Here is a 17,035-nt window from a genome sequence, read left to right on the forward strand (position 1 = left end):
CCGGTAAGGATTGAGGAACGCTCTCTGCGGGGCGGCCCACACGGCGACGGCTCTCCGGGATCTCCCGGACCCGGCCCGGTGGCCGCCCCGCAGTGATGTCCGGGGTGCGCGACAGGCGATGCGAACAGGCAACGCGAACAGGCAACGCGAACAGGTGGGGGTAGGGATGGGATTCTTCGACGGCCTGTGGCCGGGGCGCGCGGCGCAGTTCGACTCGGGCAACGCGCCGTCGAGCGCCGTCGTGCTGTCCAAACGGAACGCCACGATCTCGCTCAGCAAGCAGGGAGCCCTGTCGGGCAACCTCCGGGTCAACCTCTCCTGGCGGATGCGGACCTCGGACATCGAGGGCCGCTCCCGCCAGAGCGGCATGCTGCGGCGTCCGCTCCAGCTCTTCAAGCCCGAGGTGGTCCAGGCGCACACCCAGGGCGTCGTCAACGTCGACCTGGACCTCGGCTGCATGTACGAGCTGATGGACGGCACCAAGGGGGTCGTGCAGCCCCTGGGCAGCCTGATCGGTGACCTCAACGGCCCGCCGTACGTCCGGCTCAGCGGCGACGACCGGTTCGGCGCGCCCTCGGGCGAGACGGTCTACGTCAACCTCGACCAGCGCGACAAGATCAAGCGGCTGCTGTTCTTCGTCTACATCTATGACCGGACGCCCGCGTTCGACCGTACGCACGCCAAGGTCACGCTCTACCCGGGCAACGGCCCGCGCATCGAGATCGAGCTGGACGAACGCGCGCCGCAGGCCCGCTCCTGCGCGGTGTTCACCGTGGAGAACGTCAAGGACGAGCTGATCGTGCGCCGCGAGGTGAAGTTCGTGTACGGATTCCAGTCCGAGCTGGACCGGCTGTACGGCTACGGCATGCAATGGGGGCGCGGCTACAAGTCCCGGACGTGATCCGGAGCCCGCTCCGGAGCACGATTCAGGGCGCGACCCGGAGCTCGGTTCAGGGCACGGCTCAGGACCGGACGAACTGCGGACCTTGCGGAGGCAGCACGAAATGGGGGTCGGGCGCGTGCGCGGCGGCTGCCGCGGGCTGCGGATATCCGTAGGCGGGCGGCGCGGCGGCGGGCTGGGGATAGCCGTACGCCGGCTGCTGGGCCCCGGCGGCGACGGGGGGCGCGGCCGGAGGCGGATAGCCGTAGGAGGGCTGCTGATGCTGCACCGTGGCCTGCGAGTCGGGCCCGGTTCCGGTGGCGGCGGCCGGGACGGGTCCCGGCGGCGCGCTCGGCGGCGGCACGGCGGGCGGGAGAGGGGCCGCGGCGGCCGGCTCCTGCGCCCCGCCGGACGCCCGGTCCTCGTCCGCCGCTTCCGACTCGTCCACCGAGATGCCGAAGGCGGTGGCCAGGCCGATCAGGCCGGTGGGATAGCCCTGGCCGACCGCACGGAACTTCCAGCCCTCGCCGCGGCGGTACAGCTCGCCGCAGATGATCGCCGTCTCTTCTCCGGTCTCCGGCCGCACATCGAACACCGCCAGCGGCTCGCCGTCGGCGAATGCCGCGTCGAACAGGAGTATCCGCAGGTCCGCGACCTGTTCGAAGGCGGCCCCGTCGGAGGAGGCCGCGATGACGACCTGGTCCACCGAGGCGTCGAGCGCCCCGAGATCCGCCTCGATCGTGTCCGTCAGCCCTTCCGGGACACTGCGCTTCGGCAGCCGCCGGACCAGGCCGGAGGGGTGCCGGGGCTGGTTGTAGAAGACGAAGTCCTCGTCCGACCGCACCCGCCCGGACGCACCGAGGAGCAGGGCGGAGGCGTCCACGTCGGGAACCCCGGCGCCCGGGGTCCAGCGCAGCACGGCCCGGACGGCCGCGGCATCGACAGGGACGTTCGAGCCCTTCAGCATCGTGTGCGTCATGACGGTCATCCTGCCTGCTGGGGACCCGTGCGGACAACGCGGGGGGCGGCACTGCCGTGCCCGGTCGCGGTACGGACCGAGCGGGACGGTACCGCGAGAGGGGGCCGGACAAGGGGCGGGTAACCGGAAATTCATGTGCATCGGGAACTGTTGACACCCGTCCGTACGTACTATTACCGGCCATGTGTTGTTCGGCCGGTCAGGCAGTTCGGGGGAAAAGGATGCGTCACTTCGGGCACATATCGCCCACTGCCCGCGAGGGTCTGTTCTACAAAGAGCCTTGCGCCTTCACCGCGGAGTCCCCGGCGCGGATGCTCTCCGTCGCCCTGGGGGCCACGCTCTACTCCCCGGCCACCCGTCCGTCGCTCGCCGACGACGTGCTGAAGCAGGCCGCGCGCGGTGTCGTCTCCATGGTGCTGTGCCTGGAGGACTCGATCGACGACGCCGAGGTGATCGACGCCGAAGCCAACCTAGTCAGGCAGTTTGCCGAGCTGGCCGCCCGGGAAGCGGCGCCGGGGCCCGCACCGCGCCACGAGGGCGACGCCGGGAGCGCGGCGGGCGCGGACGTCCCGCTCCTCTTCATCCGCGTACGGGAGCCGGCCCAGATCACCGACCTGGTGCGGCGCCTCGGCGACTCGGTCCGAATGTTGTCCGGTTTCGTACTTCCCAAGTTCACCGAGGAGCGTGGCAGGCACTTCCTGGAGGCGCTCGCCGAGGCCGAGACGGCATGCGGCCGACGGCTCTTCGCCATGCCCGTCCTCGAATCCCCCGAACTGCTCCACCTGGAGACGCGCGGCGACATCCTCCGGGGCATCGCCCGCAGCGTCGACAAGTACCGGGACCGGGTGCTCGCCCTGCGGCTCGGCGTCACCGACTTCTGCTCGGCCTACGGACTGCGCCGCGCCCCCGACATGACGGCGTACGACGTCCACATCGTCGCCTCCGTGATCGCCGACGTGGTCAACGTGCTCGGCCGGGCCGACGGCAGCGGCTTCACGATCACCGGCCCGGTCTGGGAGTACTTCCGCCGCCAGGAGCGCATGTTCAAGCCCCAGCTGCGCCGCAGCCCCTTCCTGGAAGGCCGCGCCGAGGAGCTGCGCACGGCCCTCATCCAGCACGACATGGACGGACTGCTCCGGGAGATCGAGCTCGACCGGGCCAACGGCCTGCTCGGCAAGACCTGCATCCACCCGTCGCACGTGGCGCCCGTCCACGCACTGTCCGTGGTCAGCCACGAGGAGTTCACCGACGCCCAGGACATCCTGAGCCCCGAGCGCGGCGGCGGCGGGGTGCTCCGCTCGGCGTACACCAACAAGATGAATGAAGTGAAGCCCCACCGGGCCTGGGCCGAGCGCACGCTCCAGCGGGCCGAGGTCTTCGGGGTGGCGAGGGAAGACGTCGGCTTCGTCGACCTGCTGGCCGCCGGCCTGACGAACTGAGCGCGTCGATGAGCGAGCGCGCGACGAGAAGAGAAGAGAACGTGGACGTGGTGTGGTCGGGCGACTGGGTGGCCGAGCGGCTCGGAGTCGGCCTCGAAGGCGACGGAGAACTGCGGGAACTGCTGGGCCTGGCCCTGCGCCGCAACCCCAAGCGGGCGCACCTGCTCGTCTCCAACGTGCTGGGCAAGCATGTGCCCCAGAAGCCGTCCGTCGTGTACGGGGCGGGGTACGGGCTCGGTGAGCGGGTCCGGGAGCTGCTCGGCGCCGAGGAAGCCCGCCGCGCGGTGGTCCTCGGATACGCGGAGACGGCCACCGGTCTCGGCCACGCCGTCGCGGACGGCCTCCGGGACGCCCCGTACCTGCACTCCACCCGGCGCCCGGTGGCGGGCGTCCGGCAGGCGGGCGGCTTCGAGGAGGCCCACTCGCACGCCACCTCGCACCTGCTGCTGCCGGAGGACCCCGCACTGCTGGCCCCGGGGGCGGGCGCCTCCACGCTGGTGCTGGTCGACGACGAGTTCTCCACCGGCAACACCGTGCTCAACACCATCCGCGCCCTGCACGAGACGCACCCGCGCGACCGCTACGTCATCGTCGCGCTGGTCGACATGCGTTCCCCGGCCGACCGCGACCGGCTGACCGTCTTCGCCGCCGAGATCGGCGCCCGCGTCGACCTGGTGACCCGCTCCACGGGCACGGTCACGCTCCCGGACGGCGTACTGGAACGCGGCCAGGCCCTCGTCGCGGCCCAGGAGGCGGAGGCGGCCCAGGAGGCGGAGGCGGCCGGGGAGGCGGAGGCGGCCGGGGAGGCGGAGGCGGCCGGGGAGGCGGAGGCGGGCTCCGCCTCCGCGCCGGCTCCCGCCCCGGTCACCCGCGTCGACCTCGCCTGGCCCGCGGGCGTTCCCGACGGCGGCCGGCACGGCTTCACCCCGGCCCACCGGGCGGCGCTGGAGGCGGCGCTCCCGGACATGGCGGAGCGGATCGCGGACGCGCTGGGCGACGTCGCCCGCCAGGGGCGGGTGCTCGTCCTCGGCTTCGAGGAGCTGATGTACGCGCCCCTGCGCCTGGGCACCGCCCTGGAGGAAGCCCTGGGGGCCGGCACCGACATCCGGTACTCCACCACCACCCGCTCGCCCGTCCTCGCCGTCGACGACCCCGGCTACGCGATACGCACCCGCCTCGTCTTCCCGGCCCACGACACCCCGGCCGACGGCCCCGGCGACCGGTACGCGTACAACGTGGCGGGCGCCGGCTTCGACGCGGTGGTCGCCGTCGTCGACTCCACCGCCGACACCCCCGAACTGCACTCCCCCGAGGGGCTGTTGGCCCGCCTGGCGGCCCACTCCGGCCAGGTCGTCCTCGCGGTCGTCCCCTCGTACACCCCCACACCCGCCCAGGAGCCCGCCGTGCTGCCCGAGCCCCTCCGAGGCCCCCACTTCTCCAGCTACGCCCCCGAAGACGTCGGCTGGCTGCTCCAGGACCTCTCGGACACCGAGCTGGAGGCCCCCACCGAGGAGCGCGAGGAGGCGATCCAGAGCGGCGGCGCGCACTACGCGGAGTCGCTGCCCGTGGAGTACCAGCCGAGCGCCGAGTACCAGGCGCTGTTCTCCGCCGCCCTGGAAACCTCCGCCGCGCGCATCGCCCGCGCGGTCGGCACCGTCACCGAGACGGTCCTCGCCGAACGCGGCCCCCGCCCCGTCCTCGTCTCGCTCGCCCGGGCCGGAACCCCGGTCGGGGTGCTGATGCGCCGCTGGGCCCGGCACCGGCACGGCCTGGACCTGCCGCACTACGCCATCTCCATCGTCCGGGGCCGGGGCATCGACGCCACCGCCCTGCGCTGGCTGGCCGCCCATCACGACCCGGCCGACGTGGTATTCGTCGACGGCTGGACGGGCAAGGGCGCGATCACCCGCGAACTGGCGGCGGCGATCACCGAGTTCGAGACCTCGGGCGGACCCGCCGGCTTCGACCCGGAGATCGCGGTGCTCGCGGACCCGGGCGGCTGTGTGCGGACGTACGGCACCCGCGAGGACTTCCTCATCCCCTCGGCCTGCCTCAACTCCACGGTCTCCGGCCTCATCTCCCGTACGGTGCTCCGCGCCGACCTGGTCGGGCCGGACGACTTCCACGGCGGGAAGTTCTACCGGGAGCTGGCGGAGTCCGATGTCTCGGGCCGCTTCCTCGACACGGTCGCCGCCCGCTTCGACGAGGTGGCGGGCCAGGTCGAGGCCGAGGCCAAGGAACTGCTCGCCGCCGACCGCGCCCCGACCTGGGAGGGCTGGGCGGCCGTCGAGCGGATCAGCGAGGAGTACGGCATCCACGACGTCAACCTGGTCAAGCCGGGCGTCGGCGAGACCACCCGGGTGCTCCTCCGCCGCGTCCCCTGGAAGATCCTCGCGAAGCGCGGCGCGGGCACGGACCTGGAGCACATCCGGCTGCTGGCCCAGCAGCGCGGCGTCCCGGTCGAGGAGGTCGACGACCTCCCGTACAGCTGTGTCGGCCTGATCCACCCCCGCTACACGCGCGGCGCGACGGGCGCGGACGGCAAGGCGGTGAAGGGCGCATGAGTACCCCGACCGCCGTGAACGGCTCCACCACCCTGGTGGCGAGCGACCTCGATCGCACGCTGATCTACTCGGCGGCCTCGCTCGACCTGTCCATGCCGGACGCGGAGGCCCCCCGGCTCCTGTGCGTCGAGGTGTACGGCCACAAGCCCCTCTCCTACATGACGGAGCCCGCCGCCGCGCTCCTCACCGAGGTGGCGGCCTCCACCGTCTTCGTGCCGACCACCACCCGCACCCGCGAGCAGTACGGACGCATCCACCTCCCCGGCCCCACCCCCCGGTACGCGATCTGCGCCAACGGCGGCCACATCCTGGTCGACGGTGTCTCCGACCGCGACTGGCAGCAGCGGGTGGAGTCCCGGATCGCCGCCGAGTGCGCGCCGCTCACCGAGGTCCGCGCCCATCTCGCGACCACCGCCGATCCGGCCTGGCTGCTGAAGGAACGGGTCGCCGAGGACCTCTTCGCCTACCTCGTCGTCGAACGGTCCCTGCTGCCCGAGGAGTGGGTGAAGGAGCTGGCGGCCTGGGCCCGCCCGCGCGGCTGGACGGTCTCCCTCCAGGGCCGCAAGATCTACGCGGTGCCGGCGCCGCTCACCAAGAGCGCCGCGATGCACGAGGTCGCCCGCCGCACGGGAGCCACGCGCACGCTCGCCGCCGGGGACTCCCTCCTCGACGCCGACCTGCTGCTCGCCGCCGATCTCGGCTGGCGCCCCGGCCACGGCGAACTGGCCGACGAGGGCTGGCGGGCCCCGCACGTGGTGGCCCTGGAGGAGCGGGGCGGGGCGGCGGGGGAGGAGATCCTGCGCCGCTTCCTGGCGGCCGCGGCTGGGTGAGTTCTCCTGCGCGCGGGCGCGCGTTGCGCGAGGCTGGGGCCATGACCAAGGGCAACGACACAACGATCACCGACGAGCTCTACCAGTACATGCTGGCCCACAACCCGCCGCTGGACCCGGTCCAGCGGGAGCTGGTGGACACCACGTACGCGCGGTTCCCCGATCACGCGGGCATGGTGTCGGCCGAGGAGCAGGCCCCGCTCCTGGCCTTCCTCGTCCGGCTGGTGGGCGCCCGGCATGTGGTGGAGGTCGGCACCTTCACCGGCTTCAGCGCCCTGGCGATGGCCCGGGCGCTGCCCGCCGACGGCACGCTGATCGCCTGTGACATCTCGGAGGAGTGGACGGCGTACGGCCGTGCGGCCTGGGAGAAGGCGGGCGTCGCGGACCGGATCGACCTGCGCATCGCCCCCGCCCTGGACACCCTGCGCGCGATGCCCGCCGAGCCGCACATCGACTTCGCCTACCTGGACGCGGACAAGGGCGGCTACATCGCGTACTGGGAGGAGCTGGTGCCCCGGATGCGGCAGGGCGGGGTCATCGCCACGGACAACGTGCTCTTCCACGGCGGGGTGACGGACCCGGAGGCGACGGGCCCGACGGCGGCGATCAAGGAGTTCAACGACCATGTGAGCGCGGACGCCCGGATGGACAGCGTCCTGCTGACGGTCGCGGACGGCCTGACGCTGTCCCGCAAGAGGTAGAGCCGGACGCCCTCCCGCAAGAGGGCGGGGCGGGGTGGGCTCAGCCGCAGCACCCGCCTCCGCAGCAGCCGCCCCCACCGCCTCCACCGGACGGTGCGGGAGCGGACCCGGCAGCGCCGCCCACGGCCACGGCGGACAGCAGCTTGACGGTGTCGTCGTGGCCCGCGGGGCAGGCGGCGGGGTCCGAGGACTGCGCCATGGGACGGCTGACTTCGAAGGTGTCTCCGCAGGTGCGGCAGCGGAATTCGTAACGGGGCATGGGCTCAGGCTAGAGCACACGCCCTACGCGCCACCGCCGCGTTCCTCGCGGATGCCGGAGACGACCCGGGCGGCGGTCCGGCGCACGGCCTCGGTCTCGGTCAGGAAGTGCCAGTAGTCGGGGTGGCGCCCTTCGAGTCCGGCGATGGCCCGCTCCAGCCGGGCGACGGAGTCGTCGAGCGGCCGCGCGTGCCGGGGATCGGGCGTGTGCCGGCCTGCCATGGCGAGACGCTGCGCGTCCCGCACCGCGAACCGGGTCCGCTCGATCTCCTGCTGCGGGTCCTTCGCCACCGCGTTCAGCCGCTGCAACCGGTCCCCGGCGGCGGAGACCGCCTCGTCCACCGCGTTGAGCAGGGCCCGGACCGTGGACAGCCGGGACGTGGCGTCCGCCCAGCGCTGTTCCTCGCGCGCCTTCGCCGCCTCGGCCAGCTTGTCCTCCGCCTGCCGTACGTTGACGGCGGCCTGCTCCGGGACCGGCTGGAGGTCCTGCCAGCAGGCGGCCGAGAACCGCCTCCGCAACTCGCTGAGCACCGGCTCCACCGAGCCCGCCCGCGTCGTCAGCGCCTGGGCCCGGGTCCGCAGGGACACCAGCCGCCGGTCGATCTCGGCGGCCCGCTCGGGCAGCCGCTCCGCCTCGGTGCGCACGGCCTCGGCGTCACGGAGCACCACATCGGCCCGCTGGAGGGTCTCGGGGACGCCGTGCTGTCCCGCGCCCTGGTTCAGCTTGGTCAGCTCGGGGGCGAGCGCGGCGAGCCGGGCGGCGAGCTCATCGGCCCGCAGCCCTGCGGCCCGCACGGCATCGAGGGCGTTGCTCGCCGCGAGAAGCGCCTGGCGGGCCCGCTCGACGGCGGGGGCGAGCCGGGCCAGCTGGGTCTCCGCGCTGCCCAGCAGCGGCCCGAGCCCCTGGGCGAACCGGTCCAGCTCGCCCTTGACCCGCACGAGGTCGTCCTTGGCCCGGGTCAGCTCGGTGCGGGCCCGGGAGGCGACGGCGGGCTCCAGGTCGTCCCGGTCCAGGTCATGGCTGTCGACGGCGGTGATGTAGGCGTGGCTGACCTCGTCGATGCGCCGGCCGAGCGCGGCGAAGTCCTCGGCCGCCTTGCGACCACGCGGGGAGCTGTCCACGGCATTGATGGTCTCGATGGAGATCCGGAGGTCCCGCTGGGCGGTGTCCAGCTCGTAGAAGGCCTCGGCGGCGGCGTCCTTGGCGGTCTGCGCCTCGGCCCGCTGGCTCTCCCCTCCGCGCCCGCCGAACCACCGGCGCGTACCGCCACCGGCGAAGGCGGCGGGCAGCACGGCCAGCACGAGAGGCAAGGGCAGCGATATCAGCGCCAGAAGATCCCTGCCACTGCGAACGGCGGACCTCGCACCCGCTCCTGCCTCCGGCCGCGCGTTGGTCGCCGTCACATCCCTCTCCCGTGCCGATTCGCCCTGCCCGGTACATTCTCCCACCAGGTAAGGACGAACACACGGGTCGGTTAGTTCGCGCTTCGCACGGTGACTTCCCCGTTGTCGCTGTAGGCCTTCACGACATGGGTGCTGTCGTCGCCGCGCGGCACGTCGACGGAGACGTCCCCGTTGTCGGCGGAGGCATCGACCTTGTACGTCTGCCCCCGCGGCAGATCGATGGTGATGCTTCCGTTGTCACTGACGGTGTCCACCAGGTCGGGCACGGAGGTGAAGCCCAGCCGGATCTCCCCGTTGTCGGCACGGGCGACCACGGAGGGGCCGGATATCCGCTCGGCCCGCACCTCCCCGTTGTCGCTCTTCAGCCTCAGCGTGCCGCTCGCGTCCCGGACCTCGATCTCGCCGTTGTCGGACGACAGGTCCAGCGCGCTGTCGAAACCGCTGGCGCTGACCGTCCCGTTGTCCGAGGCAGCGGTCACCGCGACCCCGCGCGGCACCTTCACCCGGTGCCGGGAGTCGCAGTTGCCGATGCCTTCGCACTTCACCCGGAGCGTGAGGGTGTCGTCCTCCATCCTCCAGACGGCGTCGGGCCCGCTGCCGAACACGGCCCACCCGTCGAACTGCCGCTCCACCTCGACCTGCTCCACATCGGCCGGCACGAGGTCCACGACGCCGTTCTCGGCGTCGATGTTCAGCGTCTCCCCCTTCAGCGCGAACGACTTGCGCTCGACGGGCGCGCCGTCCACGTCCGTGCCCCCGCACCCGGTGAGCGCCAGCGCCAGCAACGCCACCCCGCCCCCGAGAGCGAGGGCCCGCCCTGCGGCACCCCCGAGGCGCGCCCCGGAACGGGTGCGGGTCGGTGCGCTCGTAACGATGTCCACGGTGATCGGTCCCCCAGTGCGTGCGGTGCGTGCTGCCGGACGGCGCCACCGGACGTCGTTGCCGGTGTACTCGAACTGTAGGCAGCGGCGGCCCTCCGGCGGGATCCGGCCGGCCACCGTCTCGGGGGTGGGGTTATCCCCCGGTCCCGAACGGTTTATGAGCAGGGGCCCGGTCCATGTACGCTGTTGCCTCATCCACGGGTGCGTAGCTCAGGGGTAGAGCGCTGCTCTTACAAAGCAGATGTCGGCGGTTCGAAACCGTCCGCGCCCACCAGCACAAAGACCCCCAGCCGATCATGGCTGGGGGTCTTTGACATCCACCTCTGACATCAACGGGCGCGGTCACCCACGGTCGGGATGCTGCCGCCTCAGCATGCGGTCGAGGTGACTCACGGCCTCGCGCTGCGTGTCCTGGACGACGTGGGCATAGATGTTCATCGTCACTGCGATCTGACTGTGCCCGAGGATCTCCATCACGACACGGGGCGGGACGCCAGCGGCGGTGAGCAGGGTCGCGCAGCCGTGGCGGGCATCATGCAGCCGGATGACGCGAAGCCCTGCGGTTCCGGCGACCCGGGTGAACGAGCGGTACAGGTTGCGCGGCTCAACCGACGAATCGAAGCTCCTCCAACTTGCCCCAGGAGAGCCCGTCGTCGAATTGCACCGGACGACGTACACAGCTGATGGAGCGGTGGTGGAGTTCGCCATCGGGGTACACGCGGCATCGCGCTTCTCTTGGGAGTACAAGTTTCAGGTGCCCGACTCGGTGACGGACAAGGGAAACCCTCAGTGATCACCACGCAGGACTGGGAAGACGCCCGGCGCATCTGGAGCTATCACCAGATGGGCCACGCCCTTCATCCCTGCTCTGTTGCCATCGGGCTCGGCAGCCATGACCTCGGAGTAGCCGACACGTCGGTAGACCTCTACAAGCGCGGGCTGGTGCCGCTTCTCCTCTTCACCGGGGCCACGAGTCCCACGACGAGGGAGCGGATGCCCCGGGGTGAAGCTGTCCACTACCGGGAGCGGGCAGTCGAATTGGGGGTGCCTGAGTCTGCTGTCCTTGTGGAGCCCAGGGCCCGCAACACAGGTGAGAACATCCGCTTCGCGCGGGATGTGTTGGAGAAGGAGGGCGTTGAGGTGGCCTCCGTACTCCTCATCAGTAAGCCGTACGAGGAGCGGCGGGCATACGCCACGGCTCGCAGGCTGTGGCCCGAAGTGGAGATCGTCAGCGCTTCGACTCCGATGACGCTGGACGAGTACGTGAACTCGATTGGTGACGCGCGTCTGGTGATCGACATGCTGGTCGGCGCACTGCAACGGCTGATGATCTACCCGGATCAGGGATTCATGATCCGCCAGCCCGTACCTGCCGACGTATCCGAGGCGTACCAGCGCCTCCGCCAAGCCGGGTTCACCAGCCGACTCCTCGCGACGGATTCACGCTCTTCTTGACCGAGCCTGAGAGCTGTTACAGGTTTCTCTACCTCATCAAGGCACCCGGCTGCGCTCCGCTCCGCCGGGCGCGCTTCCCGGCTCTGGCTGCGCCCGAGCTCCTGCCTTCGGCCCGCTCGGCGCTGCCGCCGCCGACGCGCGCCCACAACTGGATAGGCCCGGGGGCATGAGACGAGAACCAAGCCCGCGGCTTCAAGAGGATGCCTCCGGCGGGGGCGCTCAGACTCCGGGATGGGACGGGGCGCCGTTCGCGAGTGCCGGCCGGAGTAGGGCGAGCGTCGTGGGGCTCCCATCCCGACCACCTTCGACCCAGGCAGAGCCGAGCAGCCGCGGCCCGGGGCGTCAAGGTCGTTCGTACAGTGGCGCGCTCCACCTTGACGCCCTGAACCACGACCGCTCCACGGTGTGTGGGTCGAAGGCGGACGGGGTGGAAGCCGGGGCGAGGGGTGGGTTGGCGATGGCAAGTGCCTGACTGTCTGTCAGTGGTGGACCTTAGGCTTCCACCATGCGCAAAGGTGCGATCAGCCGAGACGGTGTCTTCCAAGCTCTGACGGAGTATGACGACCTCGGGCAGGACGAGTTTCTGTCCAAGTACGGGTACAAGCCAGCCACTGGGTATCTCCTCTTGCACGAGGAACGAACCTACGACTCCAAGGCCATCGCTGGCGTGGCTCACAAGTTCGATCAGGGTCGAGCGCTGAGGCCTGACGAGCTGATCGGTGGAAGGTCGCACGCCGCCAGATGGCTGGCCCGACTCGGCTTTACGATCCGTTCGTCCCGGAGTCCCGACTGGACGCGTGACGAGATCATCCTTGCCTGCGATCTGGCCATGGCCAACGGCTGGAAGCGACTGGAATTTGACGACCCGCGGGTGGTTGAGCTGTCTGCGCTGCTCCAGACCATGCCGATCCATCCTGGGGAGCTGCGCAACGAGTTGTTCCGAAACCCCAACGGGGTAGCGCGTAAGACGGTTGACATCACATGCCGGCATCCCAGTTACACGGGCAAGCCGACGAACGGAAACGCCCTAGATGTCGAAGTCATGAACGACTTCCTCGCCCGGCCGACTGAGATGGCGAAGGTGGCCCGGCACATCAGGCAAGGCCTGGTCGCAGGAGAGTTTCAGGAGCTAGCACCCGAGGTCGAGGAGGAAGACGACGACTACAGCGCACCAGAGGGCAAGTTGCTGCTACGCCGCCACCGGAGCCGCGAGCGGAACAAGGCTTTGCGTAAGAGGAAGATCGACGCGGCATTGCGGCAGGGCCGTCCGCTCGCTTGCGAGGCGTGCGGCTTCGACTTCGAGCAAGTCTACGGCGACCGCGGAAGCGGATACATCGAGTGTCACCACGTTGTTCCCCTGCATGAGGCTGGCGAAGGCCGCACCAAGCTCAACGATCTCGCCCTCATCTGCGCCAACTGCCACCGCATGATCCACCGGCGCGCGCCATGGCCGACCCCTGCGGAGCTTCGAGCCTCGATAGAGCAGAAGCACGCTGACGACAGGCGCGCCGCGGCGGCTTTGACGCGACCGCGTAGGGCAGCCGACGAGCAGATGCCGAACCCGTGAGCTGACATCCACGGCCGACATCAACGTCGGTGCACAACGGCAGTCCCGGAGAGCCATGGACGGCAGTTGCGGCCCGGCCCGCCAGGGTCCATGACCACCTCCGGCCGAACTTACACAGCAGATGTCGGCGGTTCGAAACCGTCCGCGCCCACCGGGGATAAGTAGCAGGTGAGAGCCTGTTTCGGCCCCCCCAATCGCGATCGATTGGGGGGCCTTCTCATGCCGGGAGTCCCCCGAGAGGCCACATGGTCGTCAGACGGACTCCGACCGTGTGTCGACGACCCGGCCGGGAGCCGAGGCGGTGCCGTAGCCCGCTGCGGCCTGCCGCAGTTCGGTGTGGGTGGTGTGCGTATGCTGCCGCGCCTCTTCGAGCCGGGCCTCGATCTCCGGTGTGTAGCGGCCGTTCTGCGGCACGCCGGGGTCGATTTCGCTCAGGCCCAGGGCGCTCCAGGCCGCGCGCCCGGCTGCCCGGAGCAGGGTCTCGTCCGTGACGGAGAGGGCGAGCCGGTCCCGGGCCTCGGTCACGTCGCTGCGGGCCTGATAGAAGTCCGCCCGGACGACGGGGTCCGGCTCGCCCGCCCGGAGGGCGTCCACCCGGAGCCAGTACAGCTGGCGGTAGCGGAGCGCGGCGCTCAGGAGCCGGCCGGTGAGGTCCGCCACCTGCTCACGGTGCTGCTCGCGCCGGCGGCGCCGGTCGGTCAACTGCTGGGTGATCGTGACGAGGAGTCCGCCGGCGAGGGTGCCTATGACGGCGATGGCGCTTTCCCACATCAGATGTGACCCTCGTCGGTCTCGCTTCGGTCGAAGTGGTTGGGCTCGAACAGATCTTGATCGGTCATGGGGATATCGTCCCTTCTGCCGTTGGCCGTTGGAGGCCGATCCGTGTTTCTCCGGTACGCGGGCGGCTCACCCGGGCGGCCTTCGCCGCGTCGGACATCGAGCCGGGCGGTTACGGGGCGGGGCGACGGCCTGACCGAACGGCGAGGGAAATGGGGGAAGTTGATGGGGCAGACACGGGCGGAGGTCCTGGACGGGGCTGCGTGCGGGCGGTTTCCGGAGGGCGACGGGCGGGCGGCCGTGGCGTACTCGCTGCGCGGTGAACCCGGCCTGATCGTCGAGCTGGAAGAGGACGCCCGGCACCCGGTGCCCTCGCAGGCGCTGTTCCTCGCCCGCCGGGAGGAGGCGTGACCGGCTCACTCGCGAGCGCGACGGACACCGAGGTCGCGGCAGCCGCCGCGCTGGCCGGGGCGGAGGTCGTACGGGCCCGGTACGGGCGGCTCCACTCCCGTATCGACAAGGGTTCCGGGGACTTCGCCACCGACGTCGACCTGGCCGCCGAGGAGGCGATCCTCGATGTCATCCGAGCCGCCCGGCCCGGGGACGCGGTGCACGGTGAGGAGGGCGGACGGCAGGGGGTGGCCGGTGCGGAGCGGGAGTGGCTGGTGGACCCCCTGTGCGGGACGCTCAACTACGCTTCCGGCTCCCAACTCGTCGCCGTCAACGTGGCGTTGCGCAACGGCCCGGCCGCCGTGGCCGATCCGTTCAGCGGCGAGGTCTTCCTCACCGACGGGGAGGGCGCCCGGGTCCGGTCCGGAGCGCGGGGCGACGAGCGGCCGTTGGCGCCCACGGCGGACACCCGGCTGGTGGACGTGAACCTTGACCCGCCCTTCCCGAGCGCGCCCGGATTCCGGGGCGTCGACCTGCTCGCCCACCCCGGGTTCGCCGAGAACTTCCGCCCGCGCGTCGTCTCCACGACGCTGGCGCTGGCCTGGGTCGCGGCGGGCAGGCGGGCCGCCTACGTCACGGACGGCGGCGACCTGAGCGGGAGCGTGCACTTCGCCGCCGGTATCGCCCTGTGCCGGGCCGCCGACTGCGTCGTCACCGGAGTCGACGGCGCTCCGGTCGGACCGGGCGAGCCGGACGGCCGGGGGCTCGTCGCCGCCGCGGACCCCGGGACGCACGAGCTGCTCCTGTCGATGATCGATGATCGCCGGCCGCGGGCGGAAAGGCGGGAACGGTAGCAACGGTAGGAACGGTAGAAGCGACTGGATCTCCTCAGATGCGCTCCTCGGGAGGGAAGCCGGTCCAGCGCAGTTCGGCGGGCAGATGGCCGGTGTCGTTGAACAGGAGCAGTGCGGCGGGGCGGCCGGGCGAGTAACGGATCACGGTCAGTCCGGCGTTGGCGTGGTGGAGGCCCAGCCAGCGCCAGTCCGGGGCGTCCAGCGCGTCCCGGACGAGCCAGCCGACGAGGAAGTTGTGCGTGACGAGGAGTTCATGGCGGGGCTCGTCGCCCTCGACCGTTCCCGTGAACCGTGCGAGCGCCTCCTCGGCGAGACCGGGGCCCAGCTCGCGCTCCGCCGCCGGGAACTCGGCCAGCCGTGCGAGCGTCCGGTCGGCCGACTCCCTCGGCAGCTCCTCCCGCGACGGCAGGTACGGGAGGTAGTCACCGGCCGGTTCGGACCGCCGCAGGGGAACCCCCGGCAGCCGCTCGCCCACCAGCCGGGCTGTCTGCTCGGCGCGGGGGAGCGGGCCGTGGTGGATCGTGGTGATCGGGGCCCCGCGCAGCCGCTCCCCGAGCAGGGCGGCCTGGCGGCGGCCGGCCTCCGTCAGCGTGGTCTCGTCCTCGGAGGCCTCACCGTGCCGGGTCACGTACAGGTAGCGGGCAGCCGTTGCCGTCATGGTGTTCCTCCGTCGCGGTTCATGATCGTTCGACCGTCTGCGGGGACGTCGGGCCGAACCCAGGCGGTTCCGGATGCGCCGGGGCAGCGATCGGGGCACCGTGGATGCATGGCCGAGCACCCGCCCGTGATCGTCTATCCGCCTTCCGCGACCGGAGGACGGCGGGTCACCGTGCACGGCCAGATCGTGGGCCTGGCGCACGGCCGGGGCGAGGTGGCCGCGCTGCTGCGGGCCGCGGGGTTCGCCCCCGGGCCCGACAAGGTCGTCGAGCTGGACCGGCCCGGGCTGATCGAATGGCGCGGGGGCGACCTCGACACCTGGGGGTGATCCCGTGAAGCGTCGTCGGACGGTACGGGAGAGCGCGTCGATCGAACCACCGCCCGGGTACTACGCGGCCGGGGCCGAGCCTCCCGACGCGGCGCAGAGAGCGCTGATCCTGGACTGGGTCGTGAGCCGGCGCGTCGCGAGCGGCTGGCGCGTGGAGTGCCGCTCCGGGAGCCAGGTGGTGCTGGTGCGCGGACAGCCGGTGAACCATGAGCTGCACGCCTTCCTCACCGTCTTCTCGTGCCTGGTGTGGGGCGCCGTGTGGGCCGGCCTCGCCCTGGTCAACCGGGTCGAGCGGGAGGCGCTCACCGTCGACGCCCAGGGGCGCGTCGTCACGGTCAGCGCGCCGTGACCCTTCACCCGAACGGGTGCGTCCCGCTGGCTGTGCCCGGACGCCGCGAGGAACGTCGGAGGTGGCCCGCCCGTACCGCCGTGGCAGGTCAGGACAGCAGGCGCCCGGTACCCACCCGTTCCGGCCGAACCTCCGGCCGCACCGGGGCCCGTTCCGGCCGAACCTCCGGCCGCACCGGGGCCCGTTCCGGCTAAGGAGTCCTCATGTCGCAGTCCAGCACGCTCCCGCCCGGATCCTCGCCCGGATCCTCGCGCCCCGCCGAACCCCGTCCGGGCGGCAATCCGGGCAGTCCGTGGGCGGCCGGGGGAACGGTGTTCGCCGGTGTTCTGCTCTTCGTGGACGGCGTCCTCGGAGTGCTCAAGGGCATCGCGGGGATCGCCTCGAACGACGTGTACACGCGGATCAACGACTACGTCTTCAAGTTCAGCGTGAACTCGTGGGGCTGGATCCACCTCGTCCTCGGCGTGATCCTCATCCTCGTGGGCTGGGGCATCCTCAAGGGCGCGGCCTGGGCCCGCGGCGCGGGTGTCGCTCTCGCCTCCCTGAATCTCATCGCCAATTTCATGTGGCTCCCGTACACCCCGGTCTGGGCCATCGTCACCATCGCGATCGACGTCTTCGTCATCTGGGCCCTGTGCACCGACCGGTCGAGCGAGAACGACTGGGCGCGGAGCGGCTGAGCGACCGGCGCGGGCAGGGGGGCGCAGGCGGAGCGGACACCC

General features: G+C 71.5%; 18 protein-coding genes, 1 tRNA gene and 2 pseudogenes. 14 read left to right on the forward strand and 7 right to left on the reverse strand.

Features of this window, described 5'->3' with window-relative positions; all coding sequences use genetic code 11:
• Positions 1–166: 166 nt before the first annotated feature.
• Complete coding sequence (locus IE145_RS25910) at positions 167–901, forward strand: TerD family protein (protein WP_189527871.1); 735 nt, start codon at positions 167–169, stop codon at positions 899–901.
• A 61-nt stretch (positions 902–962) separates the two neighbouring features.
• Here IE145_RS25910 and IE145_RS25915 read toward each other — a convergent pair whose 3' ends face one another.
• A complete protein-coding gene (locus IE145_RS25915) occupies positions 963–1,859 on the reverse strand; it encodes a TerD family protein (protein WP_189527872.1) in 897 nt (298 codons plus the stop codon).
• A gap of 221 nt (positions 1,860–2,080) precedes the next feature.
• Here IE145_RS25915 and IE145_RS25920 point away from each other — a divergent pair, with 221 nt between their 5' ends.
• The 4 genes from IE145_RS25920 to IE145_RS25935 are packed head-to-tail and all read left to right on the forward strand — an operon-like array spanning position 2,081 to position 7,393.
• Positions 2,081–3,298, forward strand: a complete 1,218-nt coding sequence (locus IE145_RS25920; RefSeq protein ID WP_189527873.1) for an HpcH/HpaI aldolase/citrate lyase family protein — start codon at positions 2,081–2,083, stop codon at positions 3,296–3,298.
• Between the two features lie 8 nt (positions 3,299–3,306).
• Positions 3,307–5,862 (forward strand): phosphoribosyltransferase, encoded by a 2,556-nt coding sequence (locus IE145_RS25925; protein ID WP_189527874.1) that lies wholly within the window; start codon positions 3,307–3,309, stop codon positions 5,860–5,862.
• Positions 5,859–6,692, forward strand: a complete 834-nt coding sequence (locus tag IE145_RS25930) for an HAD family hydrolase (RefSeq protein WP_189527875.1) — start codon at positions 5,859–5,861, stop codon at positions 6,690–6,692. The genes IE145_RS25925 and IE145_RS25930 overlap by 4 nt, the downstream gene beginning before the upstream one ends.
• A 41-nt stretch (positions 6,693–6,733) precedes the next feature.
• On the forward strand, positions 6,734–7,393 hold the full coding sequence (locus tag IE145_RS25935; RefSeq protein ID WP_189527876.1) for an O-methyltransferase: 660 nt from the start codon (positions 6,734–6,736) through the stop codon (positions 7,391–7,393).
• Between the two features lie 40 nt (positions 7,394–7,433).
• On the opposite strand, the gene IE145_RS25940 is transcribed toward IE145_RS25935, so the two are convergent.
• The 3 genes from IE145_RS25940 to IE145_RS25950 form a co-directional block, all read right to left on the reverse strand.
• On the reverse strand, positions 7,434–7,652 hold the full coding sequence (locus IE145_RS25940; protein WP_073769609.1) for an FmdB family zinc ribbon protein: 219 nt from the start codon (positions 7,650–7,652) through the stop codon (positions 7,434–7,436).
• Between the two features lie 23 nt (positions 7,653–7,675).
• Complete coding sequence (locus tag IE145_RS25945; protein ID WP_189527877.1) at positions 7,676–9,055, reverse strand: coiled-coil domain-containing protein; 1,380 nt, start codon at positions 9,053–9,055, stop codon at positions 7,676–7,678.
• A 71-nt stretch (positions 9,056–9,126) separates the two neighbouring features.
• Positions 9,127–9,936, reverse strand: a complete 810-nt coding sequence (locus tag IE145_RS25950) for a DUF4097 family beta strand repeat-containing protein (protein WP_189527878.1) — start codon at positions 9,934–9,936, stop codon at positions 9,127–9,129.
• A gap of 199 nt (positions 9,937–10,135) precedes the next feature.
• On the opposite strand from IE145_RS25950, the gene IE145_RS25955 reads away from it, so the two are divergent.
• Positions 10,136–10,210 (forward strand) — tRNA-Val (locus tag IE145_RS25955).
• A gap of 68 nt (positions 10,211–10,278) precedes the next feature.
• On the opposite strand, the pseudogene IE145_RS25960 reads toward IE145_RS25955, so the two are convergent.
• Positions 10,279–10,545: pseudogene (locus tag IE145_RS25960) on the reverse strand (tyrosine-type recombinase/integrase); the annotation flags it as partial.
• Here IE145_RS25960 and IE145_RS25965 point away from each other — a divergent pair.
• The 3 genes and pseudogenes from IE145_RS25965 to IE145_RS25975 form a co-directional block, all read left to right on the forward strand.
• Positions 10,541–10,729 (forward strand): annotated as a pseudogene (locus IE145_RS25965) (UTRA domain-containing protein); the annotation flags it as partial. The pseudogenes IE145_RS25960 and IE145_RS25965 overlap by 5 nt on opposite strands.
• Positions 10,726–11,391, forward strand: a complete 666-nt coding sequence (locus tag IE145_RS25970; RefSeq protein ID WP_189527879.1) for a YdcF family protein — start codon at positions 10,726–10,728, stop codon at positions 11,389–11,391. The pseudogene IE145_RS25965 and the gene IE145_RS25970, both read left to right, overlap by 4 nt.
• 505 nt (positions 11,392–11,896) lie before the next feature.
• Positions 11,897–12,958, forward strand: a complete 1,062-nt coding sequence (locus IE145_RS25975; RefSeq protein WP_189527880.1) for an HNH endonuclease — start codon at positions 11,897–11,899, stop codon at positions 12,956–12,958.
• Positions 12,959–13,210: 252 nt separating this feature from the next.
• Here IE145_RS25975 and kilB read toward each other — a convergent pair whose 3' ends face one another.
• Positions 13,211–13,729 (reverse strand): plasmid transfer protein KilB, encoded by a 519-nt coding sequence (kilB, locus tag IE145_RS25980; RefSeq protein WP_189527881.1) that lies wholly within the window; start codon positions 13,727–13,729, stop codon positions 13,211–13,213.
• 231 nt (positions 13,730–13,960) lie between these two features.
• Here kilB and IE145_RS33475 point away from each other — a divergent pair, with 231 nt between their 5' ends.
• Positions 13,961–14,146 carry a hypothetical protein gene (locus tag IE145_RS33475; protein ID WP_229825814.1) on the forward strand — a complete coding sequence of 62 codons (186 nt, stop codon included), beginning with the start codon at positions 13,961–13,963 and terminating at the stop codon, positions 14,144–14,146.
• The gene (locus IE145_RS25990; RefSeq protein WP_189527882.1) at positions 14,143–14,979 is read left to right on the forward strand and encodes an inositol monophosphatase family protein; all 837 of its coding nucleotides are present in this window, start codon (positions 14,143–14,145) and stop codon (positions 14,977–14,979) included. The genes IE145_RS33475 and IE145_RS25990 overlap by 4 nt, the downstream gene beginning before the upstream one ends.
• A gap of 34 nt (positions 14,980–15,013) precedes the next feature.
• Here IE145_RS25990 and IE145_RS25995 read toward each other — a convergent pair whose 3' ends face one another.
• Positions 15,014–15,637 (reverse strand): histidine phosphatase family protein, encoded by a 624-nt coding sequence (locus IE145_RS25995; RefSeq protein WP_189527883.1) that lies wholly within the window; start codon positions 15,635–15,637, stop codon positions 15,014–15,016.
• 108 nt (positions 15,638–15,745) lie between these two features.
• On the opposite strand from IE145_RS25995, the gene IE145_RS26000 reads away from it, so the two are divergent.
• From IE145_RS26000 to IE145_RS26010, 3 genes are all read left to right on the forward strand, one after another.
• Positions 15,746–15,964 (forward strand): hypothetical protein, encoded by a 219-nt coding sequence (locus IE145_RS26000; RefSeq protein ID WP_006124168.1) that lies wholly within the window; start codon positions 15,746–15,748, stop codon positions 15,962–15,964.
• 4 nt (positions 15,965–15,968) lie between these two features.
• Positions 15,969–16,313 carry a DUF8108 domain-containing protein gene (locus IE145_RS26005; protein WP_189527884.1) on the forward strand — a complete coding sequence of 115 codons (345 nt, stop codon included), beginning with the start codon at positions 15,969–15,971 and terminating at the stop codon, positions 16,311–16,313.
• 203 nt (positions 16,314–16,516) lie between these two features.
• Positions 16,517–16,993, forward strand: coding sequence for a DUF7144 family membrane protein (locus tag IE145_RS26010; protein ID WP_189527885.1), 477 nt, complete (start codon positions 16,517–16,519; stop codon positions 16,991–16,993).
• Positions 16,994–17,035: the final 42 nt, after the last annotated feature.

This window comes from Streptomyces sindenensis (assembly GCF_014649035.1).
GTDB classification, from domain to species: domain Bacteria; phylum Actinomycetota; class Actinomycetes; order Streptomycetales; family Streptomycetaceae; genus Streptomyces; species Streptomyces sindenensis.

What these genes read in the sequence shown, in the direction of transcription:
- IE145_RS25910 (WP_189527871.1), top strand. Translation starts at nt 167, where the DNA reads ATGGGATTCTTCGACGGCCTGTGGCCGGGGCGCGCGGCGCAGTTCGAC.
- IE145_RS25915 (WP_189527872.1), bottom strand. Translation starts at nt 1,859, where the DNA reads ATGACGCACACGATGCTGAAGGGCTCGAACGTCCCTGTCGATGCCGCG.
- IE145_RS25920 (WP_189527873.1), top strand. Translation starts at nt 2,081, where the DNA reads ATGCGTCACTTCGGGCACATATCGCCCACTGCCCGCGAGGGTCTGTTC.
- IE145_RS25925 (WP_189527874.1), top strand. Translation starts at nt 3,307, where the DNA reads ATGAGCGAGCGCGCGACGAGAAGAGAAGAGAACGTGGACGTGGTGTGG.
- IE145_RS25930 (WP_189527875.1), top strand. Translation starts at nt 5,859, where the DNA reads ATGAGTACCCCGACCGCCGTGAACGGCTCCACCACCCTGGTGGCGAGC.
- IE145_RS25935 (WP_189527876.1), top strand. Translation starts at nt 6,734, where the DNA reads ATGACCAAGGGCAACGACACAACGATCACCGACGAGCTCTACCAGTAC.
- IE145_RS25940 (WP_073769609.1), bottom strand. Translation starts at nt 7,652, where the DNA reads ATGCCCCGTTACGAATTCCGCTGCCGCACCTGCGGAGACACCTTCGAA.
- IE145_RS25975 (WP_189527880.1), top strand. Translation starts at nt 11,897, where the DNA reads ATGCGCAAAGGTGCGATCAGCCGAGACGGTGTCTTCCAAGCTCTGACG.
- kilB (WP_189527881.1), bottom strand. Translation starts at nt 13,729, where the DNA reads ATGTGGGAAAGCGCCATCGCCGTCATAGGCACCCTCGCCGGCGGACTC.
- IE145_RS33475 (WP_229825814.1), top strand. Translation starts at nt 13,961, where the DNA reads ATGGGGCAGACACGGGCGGAGGTCCTGGACGGGGCTGCGTGCGGGCGG.
- IE145_RS25995 (WP_189527883.1), bottom strand. Translation starts at nt 15,637, where the DNA reads ATGACGGCAACGGCTGCCCGCTACCTGTACGTGACCCGGCACGGTGAG.
- IE145_RS26000 (WP_006124168.1), top strand. Translation starts at nt 15,746, where the DNA reads ATGGCCGAGCACCCGCCCGTGATCGTCTATCCGCCTTCCGCGACCGGA.
- IE145_RS26010 (WP_189527885.1), top strand. Translation starts at nt 16,517, where the DNA reads ATGTCGCAGTCCAGCACGCTCCCGCCCGGATCCTCGCCCGGATCCTCG.